Origin of the sequence: Stenotrophomonas panacihumi (assembly GCF_001431645.1) — a bacterium.
In the GTDB taxonomy this organism is placed as follows: Bacteria; Pseudomonadota; Gammaproteobacteria; order Xanthomonadales; family Xanthomonadaceae; genus Stenotrophomonas_A; species Stenotrophomonas_A panacihumi.
Window position 1 is genome coordinate 1 of sequence record NZ_LLXU01000132.1, and the last position, 21,761, is coordinate 21,761.

The window sequence follows — 21,761 nt, forward strand, 5'->3', positions numbered from 1 at the left end:
TCGACACCCCCGGCCACGCCGACTTCGGCGGTGAAGTCGAGCGCGTGCTGTCGATGGTGGACACCGTGCTGATCCTGGTCGACGCCATGGACGGCCCGATGCCGCAGACCCGCTTCGTCACCCAGAAGGCCTTCGCCATGGGCTTCAAGCCCATCGTGGTCATCAACAAGATCGACCGCCCGGGCGCCCGTCCGGAATGGGTGGTGGAGCAGGTGTGGGATCTGTTCGACCGCCTCGGCGCCACCCCGGAGCAGATGGACTTCCCGATCGTCTACGCCTCGGCGCTGAACGGCTACGCCTCGCTGGACGAGAACGTGCGCGACGGCGACATGACCGCGCTGTACGAAGCCATCATGCAGCACGCGCCCAAGCCGGAAGTCGACCCGGAAGGCCCGTTCCAGATGCGCATCAGCCAGCTGGACTACAACAACTTCGTCGGCGTCATCGGCATCGGCCGCATCCAGCGCGGCACCCTGAAGAAGAACATGCCGGTCGCCGTCATCGACCGCGAAGGCAAGAAGCGCCAGGGCAAGGTCCTGCAGGTGCTCGGCTTCCTTGGCCTGGAGCGCATCGAGCAGGACAGCGCCGAAGCCGGTGACATCGTCGCCATCTCCGGCATCCAGGAGCTGACCATCTCCGACACCGTCACCGCCCTGGACGCCCCCGAGGCGCTGCCGGCCCTGACCGTCGACGAGCCGACCATCTCCATGACCTTCCAGGTCAACAACTCGCCGTTCGCCGGCAACAAGGACCTCTCGGGCGGCAAGTTCCTCACCAGCCGCCAGCTGAAGGACCGCCTGGAGCGCGAGACCGTGCACAACGTCGCGCTGAAGGTCGAGCAGCTGGAAGACGCCGACAAGTTCCTGGTCTCCGGCCGTGGCGAACTGCACCTGTCGGTGCTGATCGAGAACATGCGCCGCGAAGGCTATGAACTGGCCGTCTCGCGTCCGGAAGTGATCATCAAGGAAATCGACGGCCAGATGATGGAGCCGATCGAGCAGTTGGTGATCGACGTGGAAGAAGTCCACCAGGGCGGCGTCATGGAAAAGCTGGGCACCCGCAAGGGCCAGCTGAAGAACATGGAGCCGGACGGCAAGGGCCGCGTGCGCCTGGACTATGAAATCCCGGCGCGTGGCCTGATCGGCTTCCAGAACGAGTTCAAAACCCTGACCCAGGGCTCGGGCCTGCTGTTCCACGTCTTCGACCATTACGGCCCGAAGGAACAGGGCGCCATCGCCAAGCGCCTGAACGGCGTGATGATCGCCAACGCCCCGGGCGCCACCCCGGCGTACTCGCTGGGCCCGCTGCAGGAGCGCGGCAAGCTGTTCGCCGCCGAAGGCGACAACGTGTACGAAGGCCAGCTGGTCGGCATCCACTCCAAGGACAACGACCTCACCGTCAATGCCATCAAGACCAAGCCGCTGACCAACATGCGCGCTTCGGGCAAGGATGACGCGATCCAGCTGACCCCGGCGATCAAGTTCTCGCTGGAACAGGCCCTGGACTTCATCGACGACGACGAGCTGGTCGAGATCACGCCGAAGGAAATCCGCCTGCGCAAGAAGCACCTCACCGAGAACGAGCGCAAGCGCGCCGGTCGCGCCGCCTAAGGTCGTTCGCTCCGGCCCCGTGACCGCCAAGCCCTACAACCCGGATCCGCATGCGCATCCGGGGCTGCACCTGATCGCGCTGTTCGAGGCGAGCAAGGGGCTGCTGGCGGTCCTGGCGGCCACCGGCCTGGAAATCCTCGGGCCGCTGCCCTTGCAGGGCGCGATCAGCCACCTGATCCGGCGTTTCAACCTCGACCCGGATCATGGGGCCCTGCCCTCGCTGTTGAAGATGATCAGCCCCGACGCGGTCCACATGGCCGCGGCGGGCATCTTCGCGTATGGCCTGCTGCACGTCGTCGAGGCCTGGGGCCTGTGGCGCGCGAAAGCCTGGGCCTCGTGGCTGGGCTGCCTCTCGGCCGCGCTCTACCTGCCGTTCGACATCTACGCCATCGTCCGCCATCCGGGCTGGGCGTCGTGGAGCGTGCTGGCGGTGAACCTGCTGGTCATCGCGGTGCTCGCACGCGACCTTGTCCGGCGCAAGCCCCGCCGCTGATTCGGCCGGAACGTCCCAGGGCCGAACGTCGCGTTGCCAAGCACGCGGTGCCTCGCTAGCCTGCGGTGAGCTTCCCGGAAAACCGTCATGCGCCTGGCTGCCCTGCCCCTGATCGTCACCTGCCTGCTGGTCGCAGGCTGCCAACAGCCTGCGCCGCCGGCGAAGACCCATAGCCAGAAGCCCGCCGCTGCCGCCACTGCGGACGAATTCCCCTACGCCGAGCTCGACATCGCCGACCTGCAGGCGCGCATGACCCGCGGCGAGCTCGACAGCACCACGCTCACGCGCGCCTACCTGCAGCGCATCGCGGCGATCGACCGCGAAGGCCCGCGCCTGAACTCGGTGCTCGCCCTGAACCCCGATGCCCCGAAGGAAGCCGCCGCGCTCGACGCCGAGCGACGCGCCGGTCACGTGCGCGGGCCGCTGCACGGCATCCCGGTGCTGCTCAAGGACAACATCGACGCCATGCCGATGGCCACCACCGCCGGCTCGCTGGCGCTGGCCAGCCTGCATCCCAAGCGCGACGCCTTCCTCGTGCAGCGCCTGCGCGAGGCCGGCGCGGTGATCCTGGGCAAGACCAACCTCAGCGAGTGGGCAAACTTCCGCTCCTCGCAGTCCACCTCGGGCTGGAGCGCGCAGGGCGGCCAGACCCGCAATCCGTATGCGCTCGACCGCAACCCGTGCGGCTCCAGCGCCGGCACCGGCGCGGCGATCTCGGCCAACCTGGCCGCGGTGGGCATCGGCACCGAGACCGACGGCAGCATCGTCTGCCCGTCGGCGGTCAACGGCCTGGTCGGGCTGAAGCCGACCGTAGGGCTGGTGAGCCGCGACGGCATCGTGCCGATCTCCTTCAGCCAGGACACCGCCGGCCCGATGACCCGCAGCGTGGCCGACGCGGCCGTGCTGCTCGGCGCCATCGCCGGGCGCGACCCCGCCGATGCCGCCACGGCCGCCCGCCCCGGGCTGGCGGTGTACGACTACGCCACCCGCCTGAAGCCCGGCGCGCTCCAGGGTGCCCGCCTGGGCGTGCTGCGCAGCCGGCTTACCGAGAACCCGGCGATGGCCGCCGCGCTCGATGCCGCCGTGCAGGCACTGCGCCAGGCCGGCGCCACCGTGGTCGACGCGCAGATCCCCACGGACGGCCAGTGGGATGCCGACGAGCAGACCCTGCTGCTGTACGAATTCAAGGCCGGCCTGGCCCGCTACCTCGCCACGCACGAGGCGCCGCTGCGCGATCTCGATGCCCTGATCGCCTTCAACCGCGAGAACGCCGCGCGCGAGATGCCGCACTTCGGCCAGGAGCTGTTCGAGCAAGCCGCCGCCAAGGGCGGCCTCAACGCGCCGGAGTACATCGCCGCCCGCACCCGCGCGCGGCGGCTGGCCGGCCCGCTCGGCATCGACGCCGCGCTGCAGGCGCAGCAGCTCGATGCGTTGATCGCCCCGACCACCGGCGTGGCCTGGGTCACCGACCCCGTGCACGGCGACGATTTCCCGGGCGGCAACTACGGTCCCGCCGCCGTGGCCGGCTACCCCAGCCTCAACGTGCCGATGGGCAACATCAACGGCCTGCCGGTCGGCCTGCTGTTCATGGGCACCGCGTGGAGCGAACCGCGCCTGCTGGAACTCGGTTACGCCTACGAGCAGCTCACCGGCGCACGCAAGCCGCCGCGCTTCCTGCCGTCAGCCGCCGCCGACACGCCACCCAAGCGCTGAGCCGCGCTACACGGCCGCCGGCGGCTCGCCGGGCACGATCGCCGGCACCCCATCCTCTGCCCCCGGGGAACGTACGTCGTCGGCCTGCACGCGCGGCTGGCGCGGCAAGACGTCGGCACCCTCGGTGATCTCCGCGCGCAGCCGTGGCAACGCGTAGGGATGCTTGCGGGTGAGGAAATCGATCATGCGCTCGCGCACCAGGCAGCGCAGGTCGAAGGCGTCGCCGGAATTGCGCGCGCTGACCAGCAGGCGCACCTGGATCGACTGCTCGCTGGTATCGGTCACCTGGGTGACGCACACGCGCCCATCCCACAGCGGCGCCTCCTTGCAGATGCGCTCCAGCTCCGCGCGCACTTCGGCCAGCGGGGTGCGGTAATCCAGCCACAGGAACGCGGTGCCGAGCAGGTCGGCGCTGCGACGCGTCCAGTTCTGGAACGGGTTCTCGATGAACCACGCCAGCGGCACCACCATGCGCCGCTCGTCCCAGATGCGCACCACCACGTAGGAACTGCCGATCTCCTCGATGCGGCCCCACTCGCCCTCCACGATGACCACGTCGTCCAGCCGGATCGGCTGGGTGAGCGCGATCTGCAGGCCGGCGATGAGGTTGCCGAACACCGGCTTGGCCGCGATACCCGCGACCAGGCCCACGATGCCCGCCGAGGCCAGCAGCGTCTTGCCGATCTGCCGCACCTGCGGAAACGTCAGCAACACCACCGAGATGCCGAGCAGGATGATCGCGCCCATCAGCACGCGGCTGAGCACGCGCGTCTGCGTCTGCACGCGCCGGGCAGCGAGGTTGTCGGCGATATCGATCGGGTTATGGCGCAGGATCGCCTTCTCGCCCGCGGCCACCGCCCGCACCAGCAGCCAGGTGATGCAGGCCACCAGGCCGACATGCAGGAACTGCTGCAGCACTTCGAGCGGACGCCCGGTGAGCGGCGTCGCTTCGCTGGCGATGCGCAGGAACAGCAGCGGCAGCGCGAACGCCAGCGGCAGGGTGACGACACGGGCCACGCGCGCGCGACGCTGGTCGCGGCCCCGCGCACGCCGGAACAGCCAGGTCATCAAGGCCCAGGCGACCAGGCCGGCCAACGCACCGACGCCGAGCGGCAGTGCGTAGTCGCGCGCCAGGTTCCAGTCGATCGACAAAGGGCACCTCCACGTAGCGCAATACGCCACGCAGGATGCCCATCCGGCCATGAGCGCGGCGTCATCGCCGCGCGACGGATCAGCCGCGCAGCGGCGCGGCGGCTTGCTGCTGCTTGCGCACGATCGCCATCGCGATCTCCAGCGACTGCTCGTAGTTCAGTCGCGGATCGACCGTGGAGCGGTAAGCGCGTTCGAGGTCGCGCTCGGTCAGCTCGCGCGCGCCGCCGGTGCACTCGGTGACGTCCTCGCCGGTGAGCTCCAGGTGCACGCCGCCCAGGCGGGTGCCGGCCGCGGCGTGCAGGTCGAAGGACCATTCGACTTCCTGGCGGACGTTGTCGAAGCGGCGCGTCTTGTAGCCGTTGCCGGTGCTCTCGGTGTTGCCGTGCATCGCATCGCACACCCACAGCACGCGGCGGCCGTCGCGCTTCACCGCGTCCAGCAGCGGCGGCAGCTTCTCGGCGATCTGCGCGGCACCCATGCGGTGGATGAAGGTGAGGCGGCCGGGTTCGTCGTCCGGGTTCAGTACGTCGATCAGGCGCAGCAGCTGGTCCGGCTGCACGGACGGGCCGACCTTGATCGCGATCGGGTTGCGCACGCCACGCAGGTATTCGACATGGGCGCCGTCCAGCGCGGCGGTGCGCATGCCGATCCACGGGTAATGCGTGCTGAGGTTGAACCAGCCCCACTGGCGCGGCACCTGGCGCGTCAGCGCCTCCTCGTACGGCAGCAGCAGCGCTTCGTGCGAGGTGTAGAAGTCGATGCGGTTGAGGTTGTGCACTTCCGAGCCGGACAACGTCTCCATGAAGCGCACGGCATCGCCGATGGAGGCCACCATCTTCTGGTAATCCTCGGCCAGCGGCGAATAGCCCACCCACTGCAGGTTCCAGTATTCGGGGTGATGCAGGTCGGCGAAGCCGCCATCGATGAGCGCACGCACGAAGTTCATCGTCATCGCCGAACGCGAGTGCGCGGTGATCATGCGCTGCGGATCCGGCACGCGCGCCGCTTCGGTGAACGCCGGGCCGTTGACCACGTCGCCGCGGTAGCTGGGCAGCGTCACGCCGTCACGGGTTTCGGTATCGGCCGAACGCGGCTTGGCGTACTGGCCGGCGAAGCGGCCCACGCGGATCACCGGCAGGCGCAGGCCGTGGACGAGCACCAGGCTCATCTGCAGCAGCACCTTGAGCCGGTTGGAAATGGTGTTGGAATCGCACTCGGCGAAGTTTTCCGCGCAGTCGCCGCCCTGCAGCAGGAAGCGCTTGCCTTCCTGCGCCTCGGCCAGCTGGCGCTTGAGCGCGAAGATTTCCCAGGACGTGACCAGCGGCGGCAGCTGGCCCAGCTCCCGCAACGCGGATTCCAGCGCGCCGGCATCCGGGTAGGTCGGCATCTGCAGCGCCGGGCGCTCGCGCCAGCTGCGCGGCGACCATTGCGCGGGCAGGTTCACCGGCTGCGGGGTATGGGGCTGGTGCATGGTCGTGACTCCGGGAAAGCGGCGCGCACGCCGTCAGATCAGAACAGTTTGCGCGGCCCGCGCGCGCGGAAGCCGGCGTACAACGCCCAGGCCGCCAGCAGCATGAACCACACCAGGCTCCACATCGGCATGCTCAGGCCCAGGAAGCGCCAGTCGACATTGCCGCAGTCCCCGGTGCCGGTCAGTACCGTGCGCAGGACTTCGAACGGCCCCATTGTCTCACTGAGGAAGCTCAGGGGCGGGCCGCACGAAGACATCGCATCTCGCGGCATCACCTGTACCCAGACATGGCGGCCGGCCACGCCGATGCCGGCGGCCGCCGCTACGAACGCCAGGAACCCGTACACCTTGCGCGCGCCCTTCCCGCGCGGCGCGTGCAGCGCGCCGAGCAGGAACATCACGCCCAGGGCAGCGAAGGCGATACGCTGGAAAATACACAACGGGCACGGCTCCAAGCCGTCATGCAGCTGCAGGTAGATCGCGTAGCCCAGCAGGGCGACACAGATCAAAAACCCCAGCAGGAACTGGGCGCGGAAGCTCCAACGCAATGGATTCATCGATGCGGCTCTCGGAACGATCGGGCCCGATTATCGACCATCGTCGCCCGCACGGCCACGCCCGCGGCGGCCAGCCAAAGAAAAAGCCCGGCACGAGGCCGGGCTCCTTCGATACGACGAGGGGGGCGCGAATTACTCGGCCACTTCCTCGGCGACGGCGGCCGGACGGTCGACCAGCTCGACGTAGGCCATCGGCGCGTTGTCGCCAGCGCGGAAGCCGCACTTCAGCAGGCGCAGGTAGCCGCCCGGACGGGTCGCGTAGCGCGGGCCCAGGATGGTGAACAGGTTGCCCACGGCCTCGGCGTCGCGCAGGCGCGCGAAGGCCAGACGGCGGTTGGCGACCGAGTCGACCTTGGCCAGGGTGATCAGCGGCTCGGCGACGCGGCGCAGTTCCTTGGCCTTCGGCAGGGTGGTCTTGATCAGCTCGTGCTTGAACAGCGAGGCGGCCATGTTCTTGAACATCGCTTCGCGGTGGGCGCTGGTGCGGTTGAACTTGCGGCCCGACTTCTGGTGACGCATGGTCTTGATTCCTTGGTTAATGTTGGAACGACTGGACTGCTTTGTCGCCTTCCTGGCGTTGTTACATGGACTGCGGATGGTCCTTAGCCGGGGGTCCCTGCCCGGTCAATGCCGCGGATCTTTGGATCCGTCGGGTTTACTGCAAAGCCGGAACCCGCGCGGGCAAGCCCACGCGGGTTCCAGTAGATCAGCCAAGCATGCCGTGCTGGGCGACACCGGCCGGCGGCCAGTTCTCCAGCTTCATGCCGAGCGACAGGCCACGCTGGGCCAGCACTTCCTTGATCTCGGTGAGCGACTTCTTGCCCAGGTTCGGGGTCTTGAGCAGCTCCACTTCGGTCTTCTGGATCAGATCGCCGATGTAGTAGATGCTCTCGGCCTTCAGGCAGTTGGCCGAACGCACGGTCAGCTCGAGGTCGTCGATCGGGCGCAGCAGCACCGGATCCACGCCGCCGGTGGCCGGCTTGGGCGCGCCACGGTCACGGTGGGTGAAGTCACCGAAGACCGACAGCTGGTCGCTCAGGATGTCGGCGGCGGTGCGCACGGCTTCCTCGGCGTCGATGGTGCCGTTGGTCTCGATATCGATGACCAGCTTGTCCAGGTCGGTGCGCTGCTCGACACGCGCCGCTTCCACGGCGTAGGCCACGCGGCGAACCGGCGAGAACGAGGCGTCCAGGACCAGGCGACCGATGGTGCGGGTCTCTTCGTCCGGACGACGACGCGCAGCGGCCGGCTGGTAGCCGAAACCACGCTCGATCTTCAGACGCATGTTCAGCGCCGTATCCTTGGTCAGATGGCAGATCACGTGATCGCCATTGAGGATCTCGACGTTGTGGTCGGTCTTGATATCGGCGGCGGTGACGACGCCCGGGCCCTGCTTGGACAGCGACAGGGTCGCGCTGTCACCACTGTGCATGCGGATCGCCACGTCCTTGAGGTTCAGCAGGACTTCCAGCACGTCTTCCTGCAGGCCCTCGACGGTGGTGTACTCGTGCAGCACGCCATCGATTTCGACCTCGGTGATCGCGAAGCCGGGGATCGACGACAGCAGCACGCGACGCAGGGCATTGCCCAGCGTATGCCCGTAACCACGCTCCAAGGGCTCGATCACGACCTTGGCGCGGTTATCGGTAAGGCGTTCGATCTGCGGACCACGGGGGCGCAGAACCTGGTTGGCGGTAACCGTCATGTTGCGGGGTCTCCTGACGAACCTCCGGTGCGACCCGGAGGTTCTCCGATGTGAATTACTTCGAATACAGCTCGACGATCAGCGCTTCGTTGATGTCCGCCGGCAGGTCGGCGCGATCCGGCACGGCCTTGAAGACGCCGCTGAACTTCTTCGAATCGACTTCAACCCACGACGGGTTCTGGTCGTGCTGCTCGGCGACGGTCAGGGCTTCCTGGACGCGGAGCTGCTTCTGGGCCTTTTCCGACAGGGCAATCGCGTCGCCGGCCTTGACCTGGTACGAGGCCAGGTTGACCGACTTGCCGTTGACCATCACGCCACGGTGCGAGACCAGCTGGCGGGCGGCCGGACGGGTGACGGCAAAGCCCATGCGGTAGACGACGTTGTCCAGACGGGTTTCCAGCAGCTGCAGCAGGTTCTCGCCGGTGTTGCCCTTCTTGGTCGAGGCCTTCTTGTAGTAGTTGCGGAACTGACGCTCCAGCAGGCCGTAGATACGCTTGACCTTCTGCTTTTCACGCAGCTGGGTGGCGTAGTCGGACAGCTTGCCCTTACGGGCAGTGGCGCCGTGCTGGCCGGGCTTTTGCTCCAGCTTGCACTTGGAGTCCAGGGCGCGGGCGGCGCTCTTCAGGCCGAGATCGGCGCCTTCGCGACGGGCGAGCTTACAGGTGGGACCAATATAACGAGCCATTTCTCTTCAGCTCCTCAGACGCGGCGCTTCTTCGGCGGACGGCACCCGTTATGCGGGATAGGCGTCACGTCGATGATGTTGGTGATCTTGTAGCCGACGTTGTTCAGCGAACGAACGGCGGACTCGCGGCCCGGACCCGGGCCCTTGATGCGGACTTCCAGCGACTTCACGCCGTAATCCAGCGCGGCACGGCCGGCCTTTTCGGCGGCGACCTGGGCAGCGAACGGAGTCGACTTGCGCGAGCCACGGAAACCGGCGCCACCGGAGGTCGCCCACGACAGGGCGTTGCCCTGGCGGTCGGTGATGGTGACGATGGTGTTGTTGAAAGAAGCGTGGACGTGGGCGACGCCGTCGGTGACGACGCGCTTGATCTTCTTCTTGGTCTTGACAGCGGAGGGCTTAGCCATGTTCTAGGTCCCTTACTTCCTGATCGCCTTGCGCGGACCCTTGCGGGTGCGGGCGTTGGTACGGGTGCGCTGGCCACGCAGCGGCAGGCCACGACGGTGACGCAGGCCGCGGTAGCAGCCCAGGTCCATCAGGCGCTTGATCGCGATGCCGATCTCACGGCGCAGATCGCCTTCCACGATGTACTTGCCGACTTCAGCGCGCAGGCGCTCGATTTCCGGCTCCGACAGGTCGCGGATCTTGGTGGTCGAGGTCACGCCTGCGGAGTCGCAGACCTTCTTCGAACGGGTACGGCCGATGCCGTAGATGCTTTGCAACCCGACCCAGACATGCTTCTGGGCTGGCAGGTTGACGCCTGCAATACGCGCCATGACGCGATTCTCCAACTGAGTGATGGCCCGACGGCGCCCCACGGCGCCATCCGGCAGGATGGATCAGAGTGAACTGATAATTCTAGCAAGGTCTCGGGTTACTTTGGAAGCCCGTGGAACCAAACTGCGATCCACGAACCCGGCATGGGGAGTGTGCCCATGCTCCGGCGCCGGACGACGCTGGCCCAGGCGATACCGCTTCCTGAACCGCCCGTGCTACTCCCGCACGGAACCACCTCGTCACACCCCCGCGCGAGACGCCGCGGGGACCGCCCTTCAGATCGGAAGGCCTGGGCCGGGAACCGGCCGCGCCTTCACGCAAGGAAGAACAAAGTATAGCAGTTAACCGCGGGCGAAACCGCCGCGCGAGCCACCCTTCAGGTTGGCCTTCTTCAGCAGGCTCTCATACTGATGCGACATCAGGTGAGCCTGGATCTGCGCGATGAAGTCCATCACCACCACCACGGCGATCAGCAGCGAGGTGCCGCCGAAGTGGAATGAGGTGCCGAACTGGGCGCGCATGATTTCCGGCAGCAGGCAGACGATCACCAGGTACACGGCACCAGCGCCGGTCAGGCGGGTCAGCACGCCGTCAATGTAGTCGGCGGTGGCTTTGCCCGGACGGATACCCGGGATCAGCGCGCCCGACTTCTTCAGGTTGTCGGCGGTTTCCTGCGAATTGAACACCAGCGCGGTGTAGAAGAACGCGAAGCCGATGATCAGGCCCGCGAACACCAGCATGTGCACCGGCTCGCCCGGGCCCAGCGCGTTGGCGATCTTCTGCAGCCAGGTGGCCGAGGTCGCCTGGCCGGACCACATCGACAGGGTGGCCGGGAAGGCCAGGATCGACGAGGCGAAGATCGGCGGAATCACGCCCGCCATGTTGAGCTTCAGCGGCAGGAACGAGGTCTGGTTCATGTACGCGTTGCGACCGCCCTGGCGGCGCGCGTAGTTGACCGTGATCCGTCGCTGGCCGCGCTCGACGAACACCACGAACCAGGTGAATGCCAGGATGGTGATGACGATGAGCAGCAGCGAGATGAAGCTCAGGGTGTCGTTGCGGAAGGCTTCGACGGTCTGGATGGCCGCGGCCGGCAGGCCGGCGACGATGCCCGCGAAGATGATCAGCGAGACGCCGTTGCCGATGCCGCGCTCGGTGACCTGCTCGCCCACCCACATCAGGAAGATAGTACCGGCGGTCAGCGCGATCACGGCAGTGAGCACGAAGCCCATGCCCGGCGCGTAGACGACCGGCGCGCCACCCGGCGCAGTCTGGTTCTGCAGCGCCAGGGCGATGCTGCCGCCCTGCACCACCGCCAGCAGCACGGCGCCGATGCGCGAATACTGGGTGATCTTGCGACGGCCCGATTCACCTTCCTTCTGCATCGCCTTCAGCGCGGGGAAGATGTGGGTCGCCAGCTGGATCACGATCGATGCCGAAATGTACGGCATCACGTTCAGCGCGAAGATGCTGAAACGGTGCAGGGCGCCGCCCGAGAACATGTTGAACATGTCCACGATGCCGCCACCCTGCGCCTGCATCAACGAAAGCATGGCATCGGGATTGACCCCCGGCACCGGCACGTAGCAGCCGATGCGGTACACGATCAATGCGCCGAGTACGAACAGCAGACGCTGGCGAAGTTCAGTGAACTTGCCGAGCCCGCCGCCGAGGTTTCCGATGCCAGCCTGCGCCATCTGCGAGTTACTCCTGTACGCTGCCGCCGGCAGCTTCGATCGCGGCCTTGGCGCCCGCGGTGGCCGCCACGCCCTTCAGCACGAACTTCTTGGTCAGCTCGCCCTTCATGACGATCTTGGCCTTCTTGGCAGTCGACGGGACCAGCTTGGCCGCACGCAGCGCGGCAAAGTCGATCTCACCGGCTTCCAGCTTGTCCAGCTGGTAGGACAGCACTTCCGCGGTGTCCTTGGCCATCTTCGAGCGGAAGCCGATCTTCGGCAGACGGCGCTGCATCGGGGTCTGGCCGCCTTCGAAGCCAGCCTTGATCTTGCCGCCACCCTTGCGGGCGAACGAACCCTTGTGGCCGCGGCCGGCGGTCTTGCCCAGGCCCGAACCGATACCGCGACCGACGCGGGTGCGCTCGGTGCGGGCGCCCGGTGCCGGGCTCAGATCATTGAGACGCATGGTCATGGTCGATTACTCCTCAACCTGGACGAGGTAGTGAACCTTGTTGATCAGGCCGCGAACCTGCGGGCTGTCCTTCAGTTCACGCACATCGTTGAGCTTGTTCAGGCCCAGCGCACGCACCGACAGGCGGTGACGCGACTGGGTGCCACGCAGGCCACGCACCAGGCGCACCTTGACAGTCTTGTTGGACTCATTAGCCATGGGTGAGTTCCTCCACCTTCTTGCCGCGCTTGGCCGCGATACGGGCCGGCGACTGCATTTCGGTGAGGCCGCGTACGGTGGCACGCACCAGGTTGATCGGGTTGCGCGAACCGGTGGCCTTGGCCAGCACGTTCTTCACGCCCACCGCTTCCAGCACGGCGCGCATGGCACCGCCGGCGATGACACCCGTACCTTCCGAGGCCGGCTGCATGAACACGCGAGCAGCGCCGTGGCCCGACTTCAGCGGGTGCCACAGGGTGCCGTTGTTCAGGTCGACGGTGGCCATGTTCTTGCGGGCGTATTCCATCGACTTCTGGATGGCGACCGGCACTTCGCGCGCCTTGCCATAACCGAAACCGACCTTGCCTTCGCCGTCGCCGACCACGGTCAGGGCGGTGAAGGTGAACTGGCGGCCACCCTTGACGGTCTTGCTGACGCGGTTGACCGCGACCAGCTTTTCGATCATGCCGTCGTCGATCTTCTCTTCGCGGTTACGGTCGCGATCGCGACCCCGCGGCTGACGTTCTTCTGCCATTTTTGATTTCCTTGGATTGGACGAATATGTACGGCTCGGGGCCGCTTATCGTTGTTGGATAACAACCATGCTTCCGTGGTCGCTGCAGAAGAGCGGCACGGCCCGGCGTTCCCCACGCCAGCGGGCTGCGGACATGCCCATAAGGCATGCCCGCGTACTGCTTAGAACTGCAGGCCGCCTTCGCGAGCCGCTTCGGCCAGCGCCTTGATGCGGCCGTGGTAGCGGTAGCCCGAACGGTCGAACGCGACCTTTTCGATGCCCGCAGCCTTGGCGCGCTCGGCGATCAGCTTGCCCACCTTGGCGGCGGCGTCGCTGTTCTTGCCGTTCTTCAGGCCTTCCTTGACGTCGGCCTGCAGGGTGTTGGCGGCAGCGATGACCTTGGAGCCATCAGCGGTGAAGACCTGGGCGTACAGGTGCTGGCCGGTGCGCAGCACCGACAGGCGGGCGACGCCCAGCTCGCGGATGTGCGCACGGGTCGACTTGGCGCGGCGCAGACGAGCGATGTTCTTGTTCATTTTCTGGTTCCTTGGGAAGCGGATCGGCTTGTACGGGGATCAACCCCGCATTACGCCTTCTTGGCTTCCTTGCGAATGATGACTTCACCGGCGTACTTCACACCCTTGCCCTTGTAGGGCTCCGGCGGACGGAAACCGCGGATCTTGGCGGCGACTTCGCCGACGCGCTGCTTGTCGTTGCCCTGGACCAGGATTTCGGTCTGGGTCGGGGTCGACAGCGTGATGCCTTCCGGCGCCACGAACACCAGCGGGTGCGAGAAGCCGAGCGACAGGCTCAGGTCCTTGCCCTGCATGGCGGCGCGGTAACCGACGCCGACCAGCTCCAGCTTGCGCTCGAAGCCTTCGGTGACGCCCTTGACCATGTTGGCCAGGATGGCGCGCACGGTGCCGGTGATGGCGGTCTGCGACGGATCGTTGGCCGACAGGGTGGCCACGCCGTCTTCGATGGCGATTTCGACACCGGCCGGCTTCGGCAGGCTCAGGGTGCCCTTCGGGCCCTTGACGCTCACGGATTCCGGCTGGACGTTCAGTTCAACACCCTTCGGGAGGGCAACGGGCTTCTTGGCTACGCGGGACATGTTCTGCTCCTTCCCTTAGGCCACGAAGCACAGGACTTCGCCACCGACGCCGGCCTGACGGGCCTGCGCATCGGTCATGATGCCCTTCGACGTGGAAATGATGGCGACACCGAGGCCACCGAGGACCTTCGGCAGTTCGTCCTTGCCGCGGTACTGACGCAGACCCGAGCGCGAGACACGCTTCAGGGTCTCGATGACCGGACGGCCTTCGAAGTACTTCAGGACGATTTCCAGCTCGGACTTGTTGTTCTCGGCCGGGAGGACGCGCAGGTCGGCGATGTAGCCCTCGTCCTTCAGGACCTGGGCAATCGCCACCTTGATCTTGGAGGACGGCAGCTTCACCGTCTGCTTGCCAACCGCGGCCGCATTCTTGATGCGGACCAGCAGGTCGGCGATGGGATCAGTCATGCTCATATGAATACCTTTGAGTTCACCGATATCCGCTTTCGCGAAAATCTTGCGTTTTCCTGGAGGGGCCAGGGCCCTGACCCGCCTCCAGCGAGGAGACAGAAGCGGGAGTATACGACAAAAGAGCCCGACTTGCGTCGGACTCCCCTGCCGGACGGAAAGTTTCCTTCCCGTCCGGGCCGGCCGCGGGGCGGCCGGTGGACTTTCAGCTGTTACCAGCTGGCCTTGCGCAGGCCCGGCACGTCGCCACGCATGGTGGCTTCGCGCAGCTTGTTACGGCCCAGGCCGAACTTGCGGTACACGCCACGCGGGCGGCCCGACAGTTCGCAACGGTTGCGCTGGCGGCTCGGCGACGAATCGCGCGGCAGCTTCTGCAGGGCTTCAACGGCCTTGATCTTGTCCTCGTAGGACGCGTCCTGGCTGGAGATGACCTTCTTCAGGGCAGCGCGCTTGTCGGCGAACTTCTTGGCCAGCTTTTCCCGCTTGATGTCGCGGTTGACCATGGAGGTCTTTGCCATTTCGGTTTTCCTCGCGAATCAGTTACGGAACGGGAACTTGAACGCTGCGAGCAGCGCCTTCGCTTCCGCGTCGGTCTTGGCCGTGGTGGTGATGGCGATATCCATGCCGCGGATCGCGTCGACAGCGTCGAAGTCGATTTCCGGGAAGATGATCTGTTCCTTCACACCCATGTTGAAGTTGCCGCGACCGTCGAAAGAACGACCCGAGATACCGCGGAAGTCACGCACTCGCGGCAGCGAGATGTTGATCAGGCGGTCCAGGAATTCGAACATCTTGGCGCGACGCAGCGTGGTCTTGCAGCCGATCGGCCAGCCGTCACGGATCTTGAACGACGCCACCGAGATGCGCGACTTGGTGACCACCGGCTTCTGGCCGGAGATCTTGGCCATGTCGGCGACGGCGTTTTCCAGGATCTTCTTGTTGGTGGCGGCTTCGCCCACGCCCATGTTCAGCGTGACCTTGACCAGCTTCGGCACTTCCATCGGATTGGTGTAGCCGAATTCCTTCATCAGGGCCGGCACCACTTCTTCCTTGTAATACGTTTCGAGACGAGAAGTCATGACCTCATTCCTCAGGCGTCGAGCGCCTCACCGCTGGAGCGGAACACACGCAGTTTGCGTCCATCCTCCAGCACCTTGAAGCCAACGCGCTCACCCTTGCCCGTTGCCGGGTTGACGATCGCCACGTTGGAGATATGGATCGAAGCTTCACGCTCGACCACGCCGCCGGCGACACCCGCCTGCGGGTTCGGCTTGGTGTGGCGCTTGACGACGTTCACGTTCGAGACGACCACGCGGTCACCGTCGACGCGAATCACTTCGCCCTGCTTACCCTTGTCCTTGCCGGTGTTGATGACGACCTGGTCGCCCTTCTTGATACGGTTAGCCATGTCTATGTCCTCAGCTCACAGCACTTCGGGAGCGAGCGAGACGATCTTCATGAACTTCTCGGAACGCAGCTCGCGGGTCACCGGCCCGAAGATACGGGTACCGATCGGCTCCTGCTTGTTGTTCAGCAGGACAGCGGCGTTGCCATCGAAGCGGATCAGCGAACCGTCCGGACGACGCACGCCCTTGCGGGTACGCACGACGACGGCGTCATACACTTCGCCCTTCTTGACCTTGCCGCGCGGAATCGCGTCCTTGACGGTGACCTTGATGATGTCGCCAATGTGCGCGTAACGGCGCTTGGAGCCGCCGAGCACCTTGATGCACATCACTTCCTTGGCACCGGAGTTGTCGGCGACGTCGAGGTAGCTCTGCATCTGGATCATGATTCAGATCTCCCTTATTCGGCCGCGCGGGTGACGATTTCCACCACCCGCCAGTTCTTGGTCTTGGACATCGGCGCAATCTCGGTGACGCGCACGACATCGCCTTCATTGCAGGCGTTGTCGGCGTCGTGAGCGTGCAGCTTGGTCGAGCGCTTGATGTACTTGCCGTACAGGGCGTGCTTGACCTGACGCTCGACCAGGACGGTCACCGTCTTGTCCATCTTGTTGCTGACGACACGGCCTTCGACCGTGCGCAGCGTCTTCTTTTCGTTGTTGTCGCTCATCGCGGCGTCCCTTACTTGGTGCTGCTGCCGAGCAGGTGCTTGACGCGAGCAATCTCGCGGCGCACCCGGCGGGTTTCGTGGGTCTTCGGCAGCTGGCCGGTGACCTGCTGCATGCGGAGCGAGAACTGCTCCTTACGCAGGTCGGTCAGGTGGGCCTTGAGTTCGTCAGCCGACTTCTCGCGGAGTTGTTTGATGTCCATCAGCGCACCGTCCGGGTCACGAAAGTGGTGGTGACCGAAAGCTTGGCGGCGGCCAGGCGGAACGCCTCGCGAGCCACGTCTTCGGCAACGCCCTCGATTTCATAGATCATGCGGCCGGGCTGGATCTGCGCGACCCAGTACTCCACATTACCCTTACCGGAGCCCATTCGGACTTCGATCGGCTTCTTGGTGATCGGCTTGTCCGGGAACACGCGGATCCACATCTTGCCGCCGCGCTTGACGTAGCGGCTGATCGAGCGGCGAGCCGCTTCGATCTGACGGGCGGTCAGCTGGCCGTGAGCGGTGGCCTTCAGGCCGTACTCGCCAAAGCTGACAGCATTGCCGCTCCACGCCAGGCCGTCGTTACGACCCTTGTGCATCTTGCGGTATTTGGTTCGCTTGGGTTGCAACATTGCCGTTACCTCGCTTCACGAGCCGGGCGCGACGGACGGTCGCCACGGTCGCCGCGATCATTGCGATCGTTGCGCGGGCTGTCGTCCTGCTTTTCCTGGCCAACCTGGGAGAAGTCGAAAACCTCGCCCTTATAGATCCAGACCTTGATGCCGATGATGCCGTAGGTCGTCTTGGCTTCAGCGAAGCCATAGTCGATGTCGGCACGCAGCGTGTGCAGCGGCACGCGGCCTTCGCGGTACCACTCCGAACGGGCGATTTCCGCACCGTTGAGGCGGCCAGCCACGTTGACCTTGATGCCCAGGGCACCCAGGCGCATCGCGTTGCCGACCGAGCGCTTCATCGCGCGGCGGAACATGATGCGACGCTCCAGCTGCTGCGCGATCGACTCGGCGACCAGCTGCGCATCCAGCTCCGGCTTGCGCACTTCGGTCACGTTGATGTGCGCCGGAACGCCCATCATCTCGCTGACCTGCTTGCGCAGCTTCTCGATGTCCTCACCACGCTTGCCGATCACCACGCCCGGACGGGCGGTGTGGATCGTCACGCGCGCGGTCTTGGCCGGACGCTCGATCAGGATCTTGCTGATGCCAGCCTGCGCGAGCTTCTTGCGCAGCATCTCGCGAACCTTGAGGTCAGCCGCCAGGTAGCTGGCGAACTCGGCCTTGTTGGCGTACCACTTGGAGTTCCAGTCCTTGGCGATGCCGAGGCGGATACCAATCGGATGTACTTTGTGTCCCATCGTTATTTGCCCTCGCCCACGACCACGGTGATGTGGCTGGTGCGCTTGAGAATGCGCGTACCACGGCCCTTCGCCCGCGCCATGAAGCGCTTCAGGGTCGGACCTTCATCAACCATGATGGTCTTGACCTTCAGCTCGTCGACATCGGCGCCCTGGTTGTTCTCGGCATTGGCGATCGCCGACTCCACCACCTTCTTGATCAGGTGGGCAGCCTTCTTGTCCGAGAACTTCAGCAGGTTGACCGCACGCTCGGCGGACAGGCCACGCACCTGGTCAGCGACCAGGCGAGCCTTCTGCGGGGAGATGCGCGCGGTGCGCAGGATTGCTTTCGCTTCCATCGTCATCTCTCCTTACTTGCCCGACTTCTTGTCGCCACCGTGACCCTTGAAGGTCCGGGTGACGGCAAATTCGCCGAGCTTGTGGCCGACCATGTTCTCGTTGACGAGCACCGGAACGTGGTTCTTGCCGTTATGCACGGCGATGGTGATGCCCACCATTTCCGGCAGGATCATCGAACGGCGCGACCAGGTCTTGATCGGCTTCTTGCTGCCCGCAGCGGCCTCCACCTTCTTGACGAGGTGGTGATCGACGAACGGGCCCTTCTTGAGTGAACGTGCCATGGTCGATTAGCCCCTACGATCGCGGACGATGAACTGCTGAGTGCGCTTGTTCTTGCGCGTCTTGTAACCCTTGGTCGGGACACCCCACGGGGTGACCGGATGCGGGTTACCCTGGCCGGCCTTCGCCTCACCACCACCGTGCGGGTGGTCAACCGGGTTCATGGCCGCACCGCGAACGGTCGGGCGGACACCGCGCCAGCGCTTCGCACCAGCCTTGCCCAGCTTCTCCAGGTTGTGCTCGTCGTTGCCGACTTCGCCGATGGTCGCGCGGCACTCGGCCGACACCTTGCGCATTTCACCCGAGCGCAGGCGCAGGGTGGCGTAGATGCCTTCGCGAGCGACCAGCTGCACGGCGGCGCCGGCGGCACGGGCGATCTGCGCACCCTTGCCCGGCTTCAGTTCGATGCCGTGCACGGTCGTACCGACCGGGATGTTGCGCAGCGGCAGGGTGTTGCCGGTCTTGATCGGCGCGTTGGCGCCGGCGATGACCTGGTCACCCGCCTTCAGGCCCTTCGGGGCGATGATGTAGCGGCGCTCGCCGTCGACGTAGCACAGCAGGGCGATGTGGGCGGTGCGGTTCGGATCGTATTCGATCCGCTCCACGCGCGCCGGGATGCCTTCCTTGTTGCGCTTGAAGTCGATCAGACGGTAGTGCTGCTTGTGACCACCACCCACATGGCGGGTGGTGATGCGGCCGTGGTGGTTACGACCACCAGACTTGCTCTGCGGCTCGAGCAGCGCGGCGTGCGGGGCACCCTTGTGGAGATCGGGGGTGACCACGCGCACGGCGGAACGACGGCCGGCGGAGGTGGGCTTGAACTTCATCAATGGCATGGGAATCTACCTCAGGCCTTGGCCGTAACGTCGATGGACTGACCATCGACCAGGCGGACGTACGCCTTGCGCCAGCTGCCGCGGGTGCCCGCGCGGTTACGGAAGGACTTGCTCTTGCCCTTCACGTTGACCACGTTGACCGCCTCGACCTTGACGTCGAACAGCTGCTCAACCGCGGCCTTCACATCGGCCTTGGTGGCATCGTTCGAAACTTCGAAGACGTACTGGTTGGAGACTTCCTGCAGGCGCGCGGTCTTCTCGGAGACTCGCGGAGCGCGCAGCACGCTGAAGATTTTTTCGTTGCTGCTCATGCCAGCCACTCCTCGATCTTCTTGACCGCGTCAGCGGTGATCACGACCGTGTCGGCGCCGACCAGAGCGACCGGATCCAGGCCCTGCACGTCACGCACTTCGACGTACGGCAGGTTGCGGGCCGACAGGTACAGGTGCTCGGAAGCTTCTTCGGTCACGATCAGCGGACGCTTGCCCACTTCCAGACCCTTCAGCTTCTCGACCAGACCCTTGGTCTTGGACGCTTCGACGTCGAACGCATCGACGACCTTCAGGCGATCCTGGCGAACCAGTTCCGAGAAGATCGCGGCGATGGCCGCGCGGTACATCTTGCGGTTGACCTTCTGGGCGAAGCTGCGCGGCTTGGCCGCGAAGGTGACGCCGCCGCCGACGAAGATCGGAGCCGTCAGCGCGCCATGACGCGCACCGCCGCCCTTCTGCTTCTTCGACTTCTTGGTCGTGCCGTTCACTTCCGAACGGGTCTTCTGGGCCTTGGTGCCCGAGCGGCCGGCGTTGCGATAGGCAACGACCACCTGGTGGACCAGGTCTTCGCTGAATTCGCGGCCGAACACGGCGTCGGAGACCGAAACCTTGTTGCTGCTACCGGTGATGGCGAGTTCCATCGTCATCTCTCCTTATGCCTTGCTCGCCGGGCGGACGATCACGTCACCACCCGCCGCGCCGGGAACGGCGCCGCGAACGGCGATCAGGCCGCGCTCGACGTCAACCTTGACCACTTCCAGGTTCTGCGTGCTCTGCTGCACGGCACCCATGTGGCCGGACATCTTCTTGCCCGGGAAAACACGACCCGGGGTCTGGCGCTGACCCAGCGAACCCGGCGCGCGATGCGACAGCGAGTTACCGTGGGTGGCATCGCCCATACGGAAGTTGTGGCGCTTGATGGTGCCCTGGAAGCCCTTGCCCTTCGTGACGCCCTGGACGTCGACGATCTGGCCGACCTCGAAGATGTCGGCCTTGACTTCGCCACCGACGGCGAAATCGCCGAGCTGGGCATCTTCAACGCGGAACTCCCACAGGCCGCGACCGGCTTCAACCTTCGCCTTGGCGAAGTGGCCAGCGGCAGGCTTGTTGACCAGGGCGGCGCGACGGCTGCCGACGGTCACCTGCACGGCGCTGTAGCCGTCGGTTTCGACGGTCTTGATCTGCGCGATACGGTTCGGGGTGGCTTCAATCAGGGTGACCGGCACCGAGCGGCCGTCTTCCATGAAGACGCGGCTCATGCCAGCCTTGCGGCCCACGAAGCCCAACGAATACTTCTTCGTCATGGTCGTAGTCCTCAGGTCAACTTGATCTGCACGTCGACGCCCGCCGCGAGTTCGAGCTTCATCAGCGCGTCCACGGTCTTGTCGTTGGGATCGACGATATCGAGCACGCGCTTGTGCGTGCGGGTTTCGTACTGGTCACGCGCGTCTTTGTCGACGTGCGGCGAGACGAGGACGGTGTAACGCTCGATCTTGGTCGGCAGCGGGATCGGGCCACGCACTTGCGCGCCGGTCCGCTTGGCCGTCTCAACGATCTCGCTGGCCGAACGGTCGATCAGACGATGATCGAACGCCTTCAGCCGAATCCGGATCTTTTGGTCCGCCATGACGGGAGTTCCTTCGTTAAAAGAGCGACGGGCAAGGCCTCTGGGATACCTGCCCCGATTAAATCCTGATGCTTTCCGCGGGACTCCGCCCGCAGCGGCCGTTCCTTACGGCCAAAAACTGAGGCAGACCAGTCACCCGGCCTGCCCAGACGGAAAAGTATAGAGTGCAACATGAGCACCGTCAACAGCTTGGCGCTGTTGGGTGCTCCTTGCGACTCGACCTTCCCGGTCTGGCGAACACGAGCGGCTTCCTGCCTCTCTTTTCGCGGTTGTCTTGCTCGACACCCTACCCAGGAATGTCGAGCCGCGCATTCTAGCGGGCATCCGACGCCAGCGCAACCACCCTGCCACGACCAACATTCATCCGGGATCCGGAAAAAGAAAAAGGGCGGCTTTCGCCGCCCTTTCCCCCAGCGATCCGGCAGCCGAAGCCA

33 protein-coding genes are annotated in these 21,761 nt (G+C 65.5%); 3 read left to right on the forward strand and 30 right to left on the reverse strand.

Annotated elements, in window-relative coordinates; genetic code table 11:
* The 3 genes from typA to ARC20_RS17005 all read left to right on the forward strand — a co-directional run.
* Positions 1 to 1,610 (forward strand): translational GTPase TypA (gene typA, locus ARC20_RS16995; protein WP_057649270.1); only part of this gene is annotated, 1,610 nt, incomplete at its 5' end.
* Positions 1,611 to 1,629: 19 nt separating this feature from the next.
* On the forward strand, positions 1,630 to 2,103 hold the full coding sequence (locus ARC20_RS17000) for a DUF2127 domain-containing protein (RefSeq protein WP_057649271.1): 474 nt from the start codon (positions 1,630 to 1,632) through the stop codon (positions 2,101 to 2,103).
* An 87-nt stretch (positions 2,104 to 2,190) separates the two neighbouring features.
* Complete coding sequence (locus tag ARC20_RS17005; protein ID WP_081418258.1) at positions 2,191 to 3,816, forward strand: amidase; 1,626 nt, start codon at positions 2,191 to 2,193, stop codon at positions 3,814 to 3,816.
* Between the two features lie 6 nt (positions 3,817 to 3,822).
* On the opposite strand, the gene ARC20_RS17010 is transcribed toward ARC20_RS17005, so the two are convergent.
* From ARC20_RS17010 to rpsJ, 30 genes are all read right to left on the reverse strand, one after another.
* Positions 3,823 to 4,968: a mechanosensitive ion channel family protein gene (locus ARC20_RS17010; RefSeq protein WP_057649272.1), complete on the reverse strand. Its 1,146-nt coding sequence runs from the start codon at positions 4,966 to 4,968 to the stop codon at positions 3,823 to 3,825.
* A 79-nt stretch (positions 4,969 to 5,047) separates the two neighbouring features.
* Positions 5,048 to 6,439, reverse strand: a complete 1,392-nt coding sequence (locus tag ARC20_RS17015; RefSeq protein WP_057649273.1) for a class II 3-deoxy-7-phosphoheptulonate synthase — start codon at positions 6,437 to 6,439, stop codon at positions 5,048 to 5,050.
* 38 nt (positions 6,440 to 6,477) lie between these two features.
* A complete protein-coding gene (locus ARC20_RS17020) occupies positions 6,478 to 6,996 on the reverse strand; it encodes a disulfide bond formation protein B (RefSeq protein WP_057649274.1) in 519 nt (172 codons plus the stop codon).
* Between the two features lie 132 nt (positions 6,997 to 7,128).
* A complete protein-coding gene (gene rplQ / locus ARC20_RS17025) occupies positions 7,129 to 7,515 on the reverse strand; it encodes a 50S ribosomal protein L17 (RefSeq protein WP_057649275.1) in 387 nt (128 codons plus the stop codon).
* 187 nt (positions 7,516 to 7,702) lie between these two features.
* Positions 7,703 to 8,701 carry a DNA-directed RNA polymerase subunit alpha gene (locus tag ARC20_RS17030; protein WP_057649276.1) on the reverse strand — a complete coding sequence of 333 codons (999 nt, stop codon included), beginning with the start codon at positions 8,699 to 8,701 and terminating at the stop codon, positions 7,703 to 7,705.
* 55 nt (positions 8,702 to 8,756) lie between these two features.
* Positions 8,757 to 9,386 carry a 30S ribosomal protein S4 gene (gene rpsD, locus ARC20_RS17035; protein WP_057649277.1) on the reverse strand — a complete coding sequence of 210 codons (630 nt, stop codon included), beginning with the start codon at positions 9,384 to 9,386 and terminating at the stop codon, positions 8,757 to 8,759.
* Between the two features lie 14 nt (positions 9,387 to 9,400).
* On the reverse strand, positions 9,401 to 9,793 hold the full coding sequence (gene rpsK / locus ARC20_RS17040) for a 30S ribosomal protein S11 (RefSeq protein WP_057649278.1): 393 nt from the start codon (positions 9,791 to 9,793) through the stop codon (positions 9,401 to 9,403).
* A gap of 12 nt (positions 9,794 to 9,805) precedes the next feature.
* Positions 9,806 to 10,162: a 30S ribosomal protein S13 gene (gene rpsM / locus ARC20_RS17045; protein WP_057649279.1), complete on the reverse strand. Its 357-nt coding sequence runs from the start codon at positions 10,160 to 10,162 to the stop codon at positions 9,806 to 9,808.
* Between the two features lie 342 nt (positions 10,163 to 10,504).
* Complete coding sequence (secY, locus tag ARC20_RS17050) at positions 10,505 to 11,860, reverse strand: preprotein translocase subunit SecY (protein WP_057649280.1); 1,356 nt, start codon at positions 11,858 to 11,860, stop codon at positions 10,505 to 10,507.
* A gap of 7 nt (positions 11,861 to 11,867) precedes the next feature.
* The gene (gene rplO, locus ARC20_RS17055; RefSeq protein ID WP_057649281.1) at positions 11,868 to 12,311 is read right to left on the reverse strand and encodes a 50S ribosomal protein L15; all 444 of its coding nucleotides are present in this window, start codon (positions 12,309 to 12,311) and stop codon (positions 11,868 to 11,870) included.
* Between the two features lie 6 nt (positions 12,312 to 12,317).
* Positions 12,318 to 12,509 (reverse strand): 50S ribosomal protein L30, encoded by a 192-nt coding sequence (rpmD, locus tag ARC20_RS17060; protein ID WP_057649282.1) that lies wholly within the window; start codon positions 12,507 to 12,509, stop codon positions 12,318 to 12,320.
* Positions 12,502 to 13,044 (reverse strand): 30S ribosomal protein S5, encoded by a 543-nt coding sequence (rpsE, locus tag ARC20_RS17065; protein WP_057649283.1) that lies wholly within the window; start codon positions 13,042 to 13,044, stop codon positions 12,502 to 12,504. Before rpsE ends, rpmD begins: the two co-directional genes overlap by 8 nt.
* A gap of 161 nt (positions 13,045 to 13,205) precedes the next feature.
* Positions 13,206 to 13,559: a 50S ribosomal protein L18 gene (gene rplR, locus ARC20_RS17070; RefSeq protein ID WP_057649284.1), complete on the reverse strand. Its 354-nt coding sequence runs from the start codon at positions 13,557 to 13,559 to the stop codon at positions 13,206 to 13,208.
* A 50-nt stretch (positions 13,560 to 13,609) separates the two neighbouring features.
* Entirely contained in the window at positions 13,610 to 14,137 is a 528-nt protein-coding gene (gene rplF, locus ARC20_RS17075; protein ID WP_057649285.1) for a 50S ribosomal protein L6, read from the reverse strand.
* A 15-nt stretch (positions 14,138 to 14,152) separates the two neighbouring features.
* Positions 14,153 to 14,551, reverse strand: a complete 399-nt coding sequence (rpsH, locus tag ARC20_RS17080) for a 30S ribosomal protein S8 (protein ID WP_057649286.1) — start codon at positions 14,549 to 14,551, stop codon at positions 14,153 to 14,155.
* A gap of 206 nt (positions 14,552 to 14,757) precedes the next feature.
* Positions 14,758 to 15,063 carry a 30S ribosomal protein S14 gene (gene rpsN, locus ARC20_RS17085; protein WP_057649287.1) on the reverse strand — a complete coding sequence of 102 codons (306 nt, stop codon included), beginning with the start codon at positions 15,061 to 15,063 and terminating at the stop codon, positions 14,758 to 14,760.
* A gap of 18 nt (positions 15,064 to 15,081) precedes the next feature.
* Positions 15,082 to 15,624 carry a 50S ribosomal protein L5 gene (rplE, locus tag ARC20_RS17090; RefSeq protein WP_057649288.1) on the reverse strand — a complete coding sequence of 181 codons (543 nt, stop codon included), beginning with the start codon at positions 15,622 to 15,624 and terminating at the stop codon, positions 15,082 to 15,084.
* 11 nt (positions 15,625 to 15,635) lie between these two features.
* Entirely contained in the window at positions 15,636 to 15,953 is a 318-nt protein-coding gene (gene rplX / locus ARC20_RS17095; RefSeq protein ID WP_057649289.1) for a 50S ribosomal protein L24, read from the reverse strand.
* A 15-nt stretch (positions 15,954 to 15,968) separates the two neighbouring features.
* Positions 15,969 to 16,337, reverse strand: coding sequence for a 50S ribosomal protein L14 (gene rplN, locus ARC20_RS17100; protein WP_003486699.1), 369 nt, complete (start codon positions 16,335 to 16,337; stop codon positions 15,969 to 15,971).
* Positions 16,338 to 16,351: 14 nt separating this feature from the next.
* Positions 16,352 to 16,621: a 30S ribosomal protein S17 gene (rpsQ, locus tag ARC20_RS17105; RefSeq protein WP_057649290.1), complete on the reverse strand. Its 270-nt coding sequence runs from the start codon at positions 16,619 to 16,621 to the stop codon at positions 16,352 to 16,354.
* Between the two features lie 11 nt (positions 16,622 to 16,632).
* On the reverse strand, positions 16,633 to 16,821 hold the full coding sequence (gene rpmC / locus ARC20_RS17110) for a 50S ribosomal protein L29 (RefSeq protein WP_057649291.1): 189 nt from the start codon (positions 16,819 to 16,821) through the stop codon (positions 16,633 to 16,635).
* Positions 16,821 to 17,234 (reverse strand): 50S ribosomal protein L16, encoded by a 414-nt coding sequence (gene rplP, locus ARC20_RS17115; protein ID WP_057649292.1) that lies wholly within the window; start codon positions 17,232 to 17,234, stop codon positions 16,821 to 16,823. The genes rpmC and rplP overlap by 1 nt, the downstream gene beginning before the upstream one ends.
* Positions 17,235 to 17,239: 5 nt before the next feature.
* Entirely contained in the window at positions 17,240 to 17,974 is a 735-nt protein-coding gene (gene rpsC / locus ARC20_RS17120) for a 30S ribosomal protein S3 (RefSeq protein WP_057649293.1), read from the reverse strand.
* Positions 17,975 to 17,976: 2 nt separating this feature from the next.
* Positions 17,977 to 18,312 carry a 50S ribosomal protein L22 gene (gene rplV, locus ARC20_RS17125; protein ID WP_027080648.1) on the reverse strand — a complete coding sequence of 112 codons (336 nt, stop codon included), beginning with the start codon at positions 18,310 to 18,312 and terminating at the stop codon, positions 17,977 to 17,979.
* A gap of 12 nt (positions 18,313 to 18,324) precedes the next feature.
* A complete protein-coding gene (gene rpsS / locus ARC20_RS17130) occupies positions 18,325 to 18,594 on the reverse strand; it encodes a 30S ribosomal protein S19 (protein ID WP_057649294.1) in 270 nt (89 codons plus the stop codon).
* A gap of 6 nt (positions 18,595 to 18,600) precedes the next feature.
* The gene (rplB, locus tag ARC20_RS17135) at positions 18,601 to 19,428 is read right to left on the reverse strand and encodes a 50S ribosomal protein L2 (RefSeq protein WP_057649295.1); all 828 of its coding nucleotides are present in this window, start codon (positions 19,426 to 19,428) and stop codon (positions 18,601 to 18,603) included.
* Positions 19,429 to 19,439: 11 nt separating this feature from the next.
* Positions 19,440 to 19,739 carry a 50S ribosomal protein L23 gene (gene rplW / locus ARC20_RS17140; protein ID WP_057649296.1) on the reverse strand — a complete coding sequence of 100 codons (300 nt, stop codon included), beginning with the start codon at positions 19,737 to 19,739 and terminating at the stop codon, positions 19,440 to 19,442.
* Positions 19,736 to 20,341 (reverse strand): 50S ribosomal protein L4, encoded by a 606-nt coding sequence (gene rplD, locus ARC20_RS17145; RefSeq protein WP_057649297.1) that lies wholly within the window; start codon positions 20,339 to 20,341, stop codon positions 19,736 to 19,738. The genes rplW and rplD overlap by 4 nt, the downstream gene beginning before the upstream one ends.
* A gap of 12 nt (positions 20,342 to 20,353) precedes the next feature.
* Positions 20,354 to 21,004, reverse strand: coding sequence for a 50S ribosomal protein L3 (rplC, locus tag ARC20_RS17150; protein ID WP_057649298.1), 651 nt, complete (start codon positions 21,002 to 21,004; stop codon positions 20,354 to 20,356).
* An 11-nt stretch (positions 21,005 to 21,015) separates the two neighbouring features.
* Positions 21,016 to 21,327: a 30S ribosomal protein S10 gene (gene rpsJ, locus ARC20_RS17155; protein WP_005408208.1), complete on the reverse strand. Its 312-nt coding sequence runs from the start codon at positions 21,325 to 21,327 to the stop codon at positions 21,016 to 21,018.
* Positions 21,328 to 21,761 lie beyond the last annotated feature (434 nt).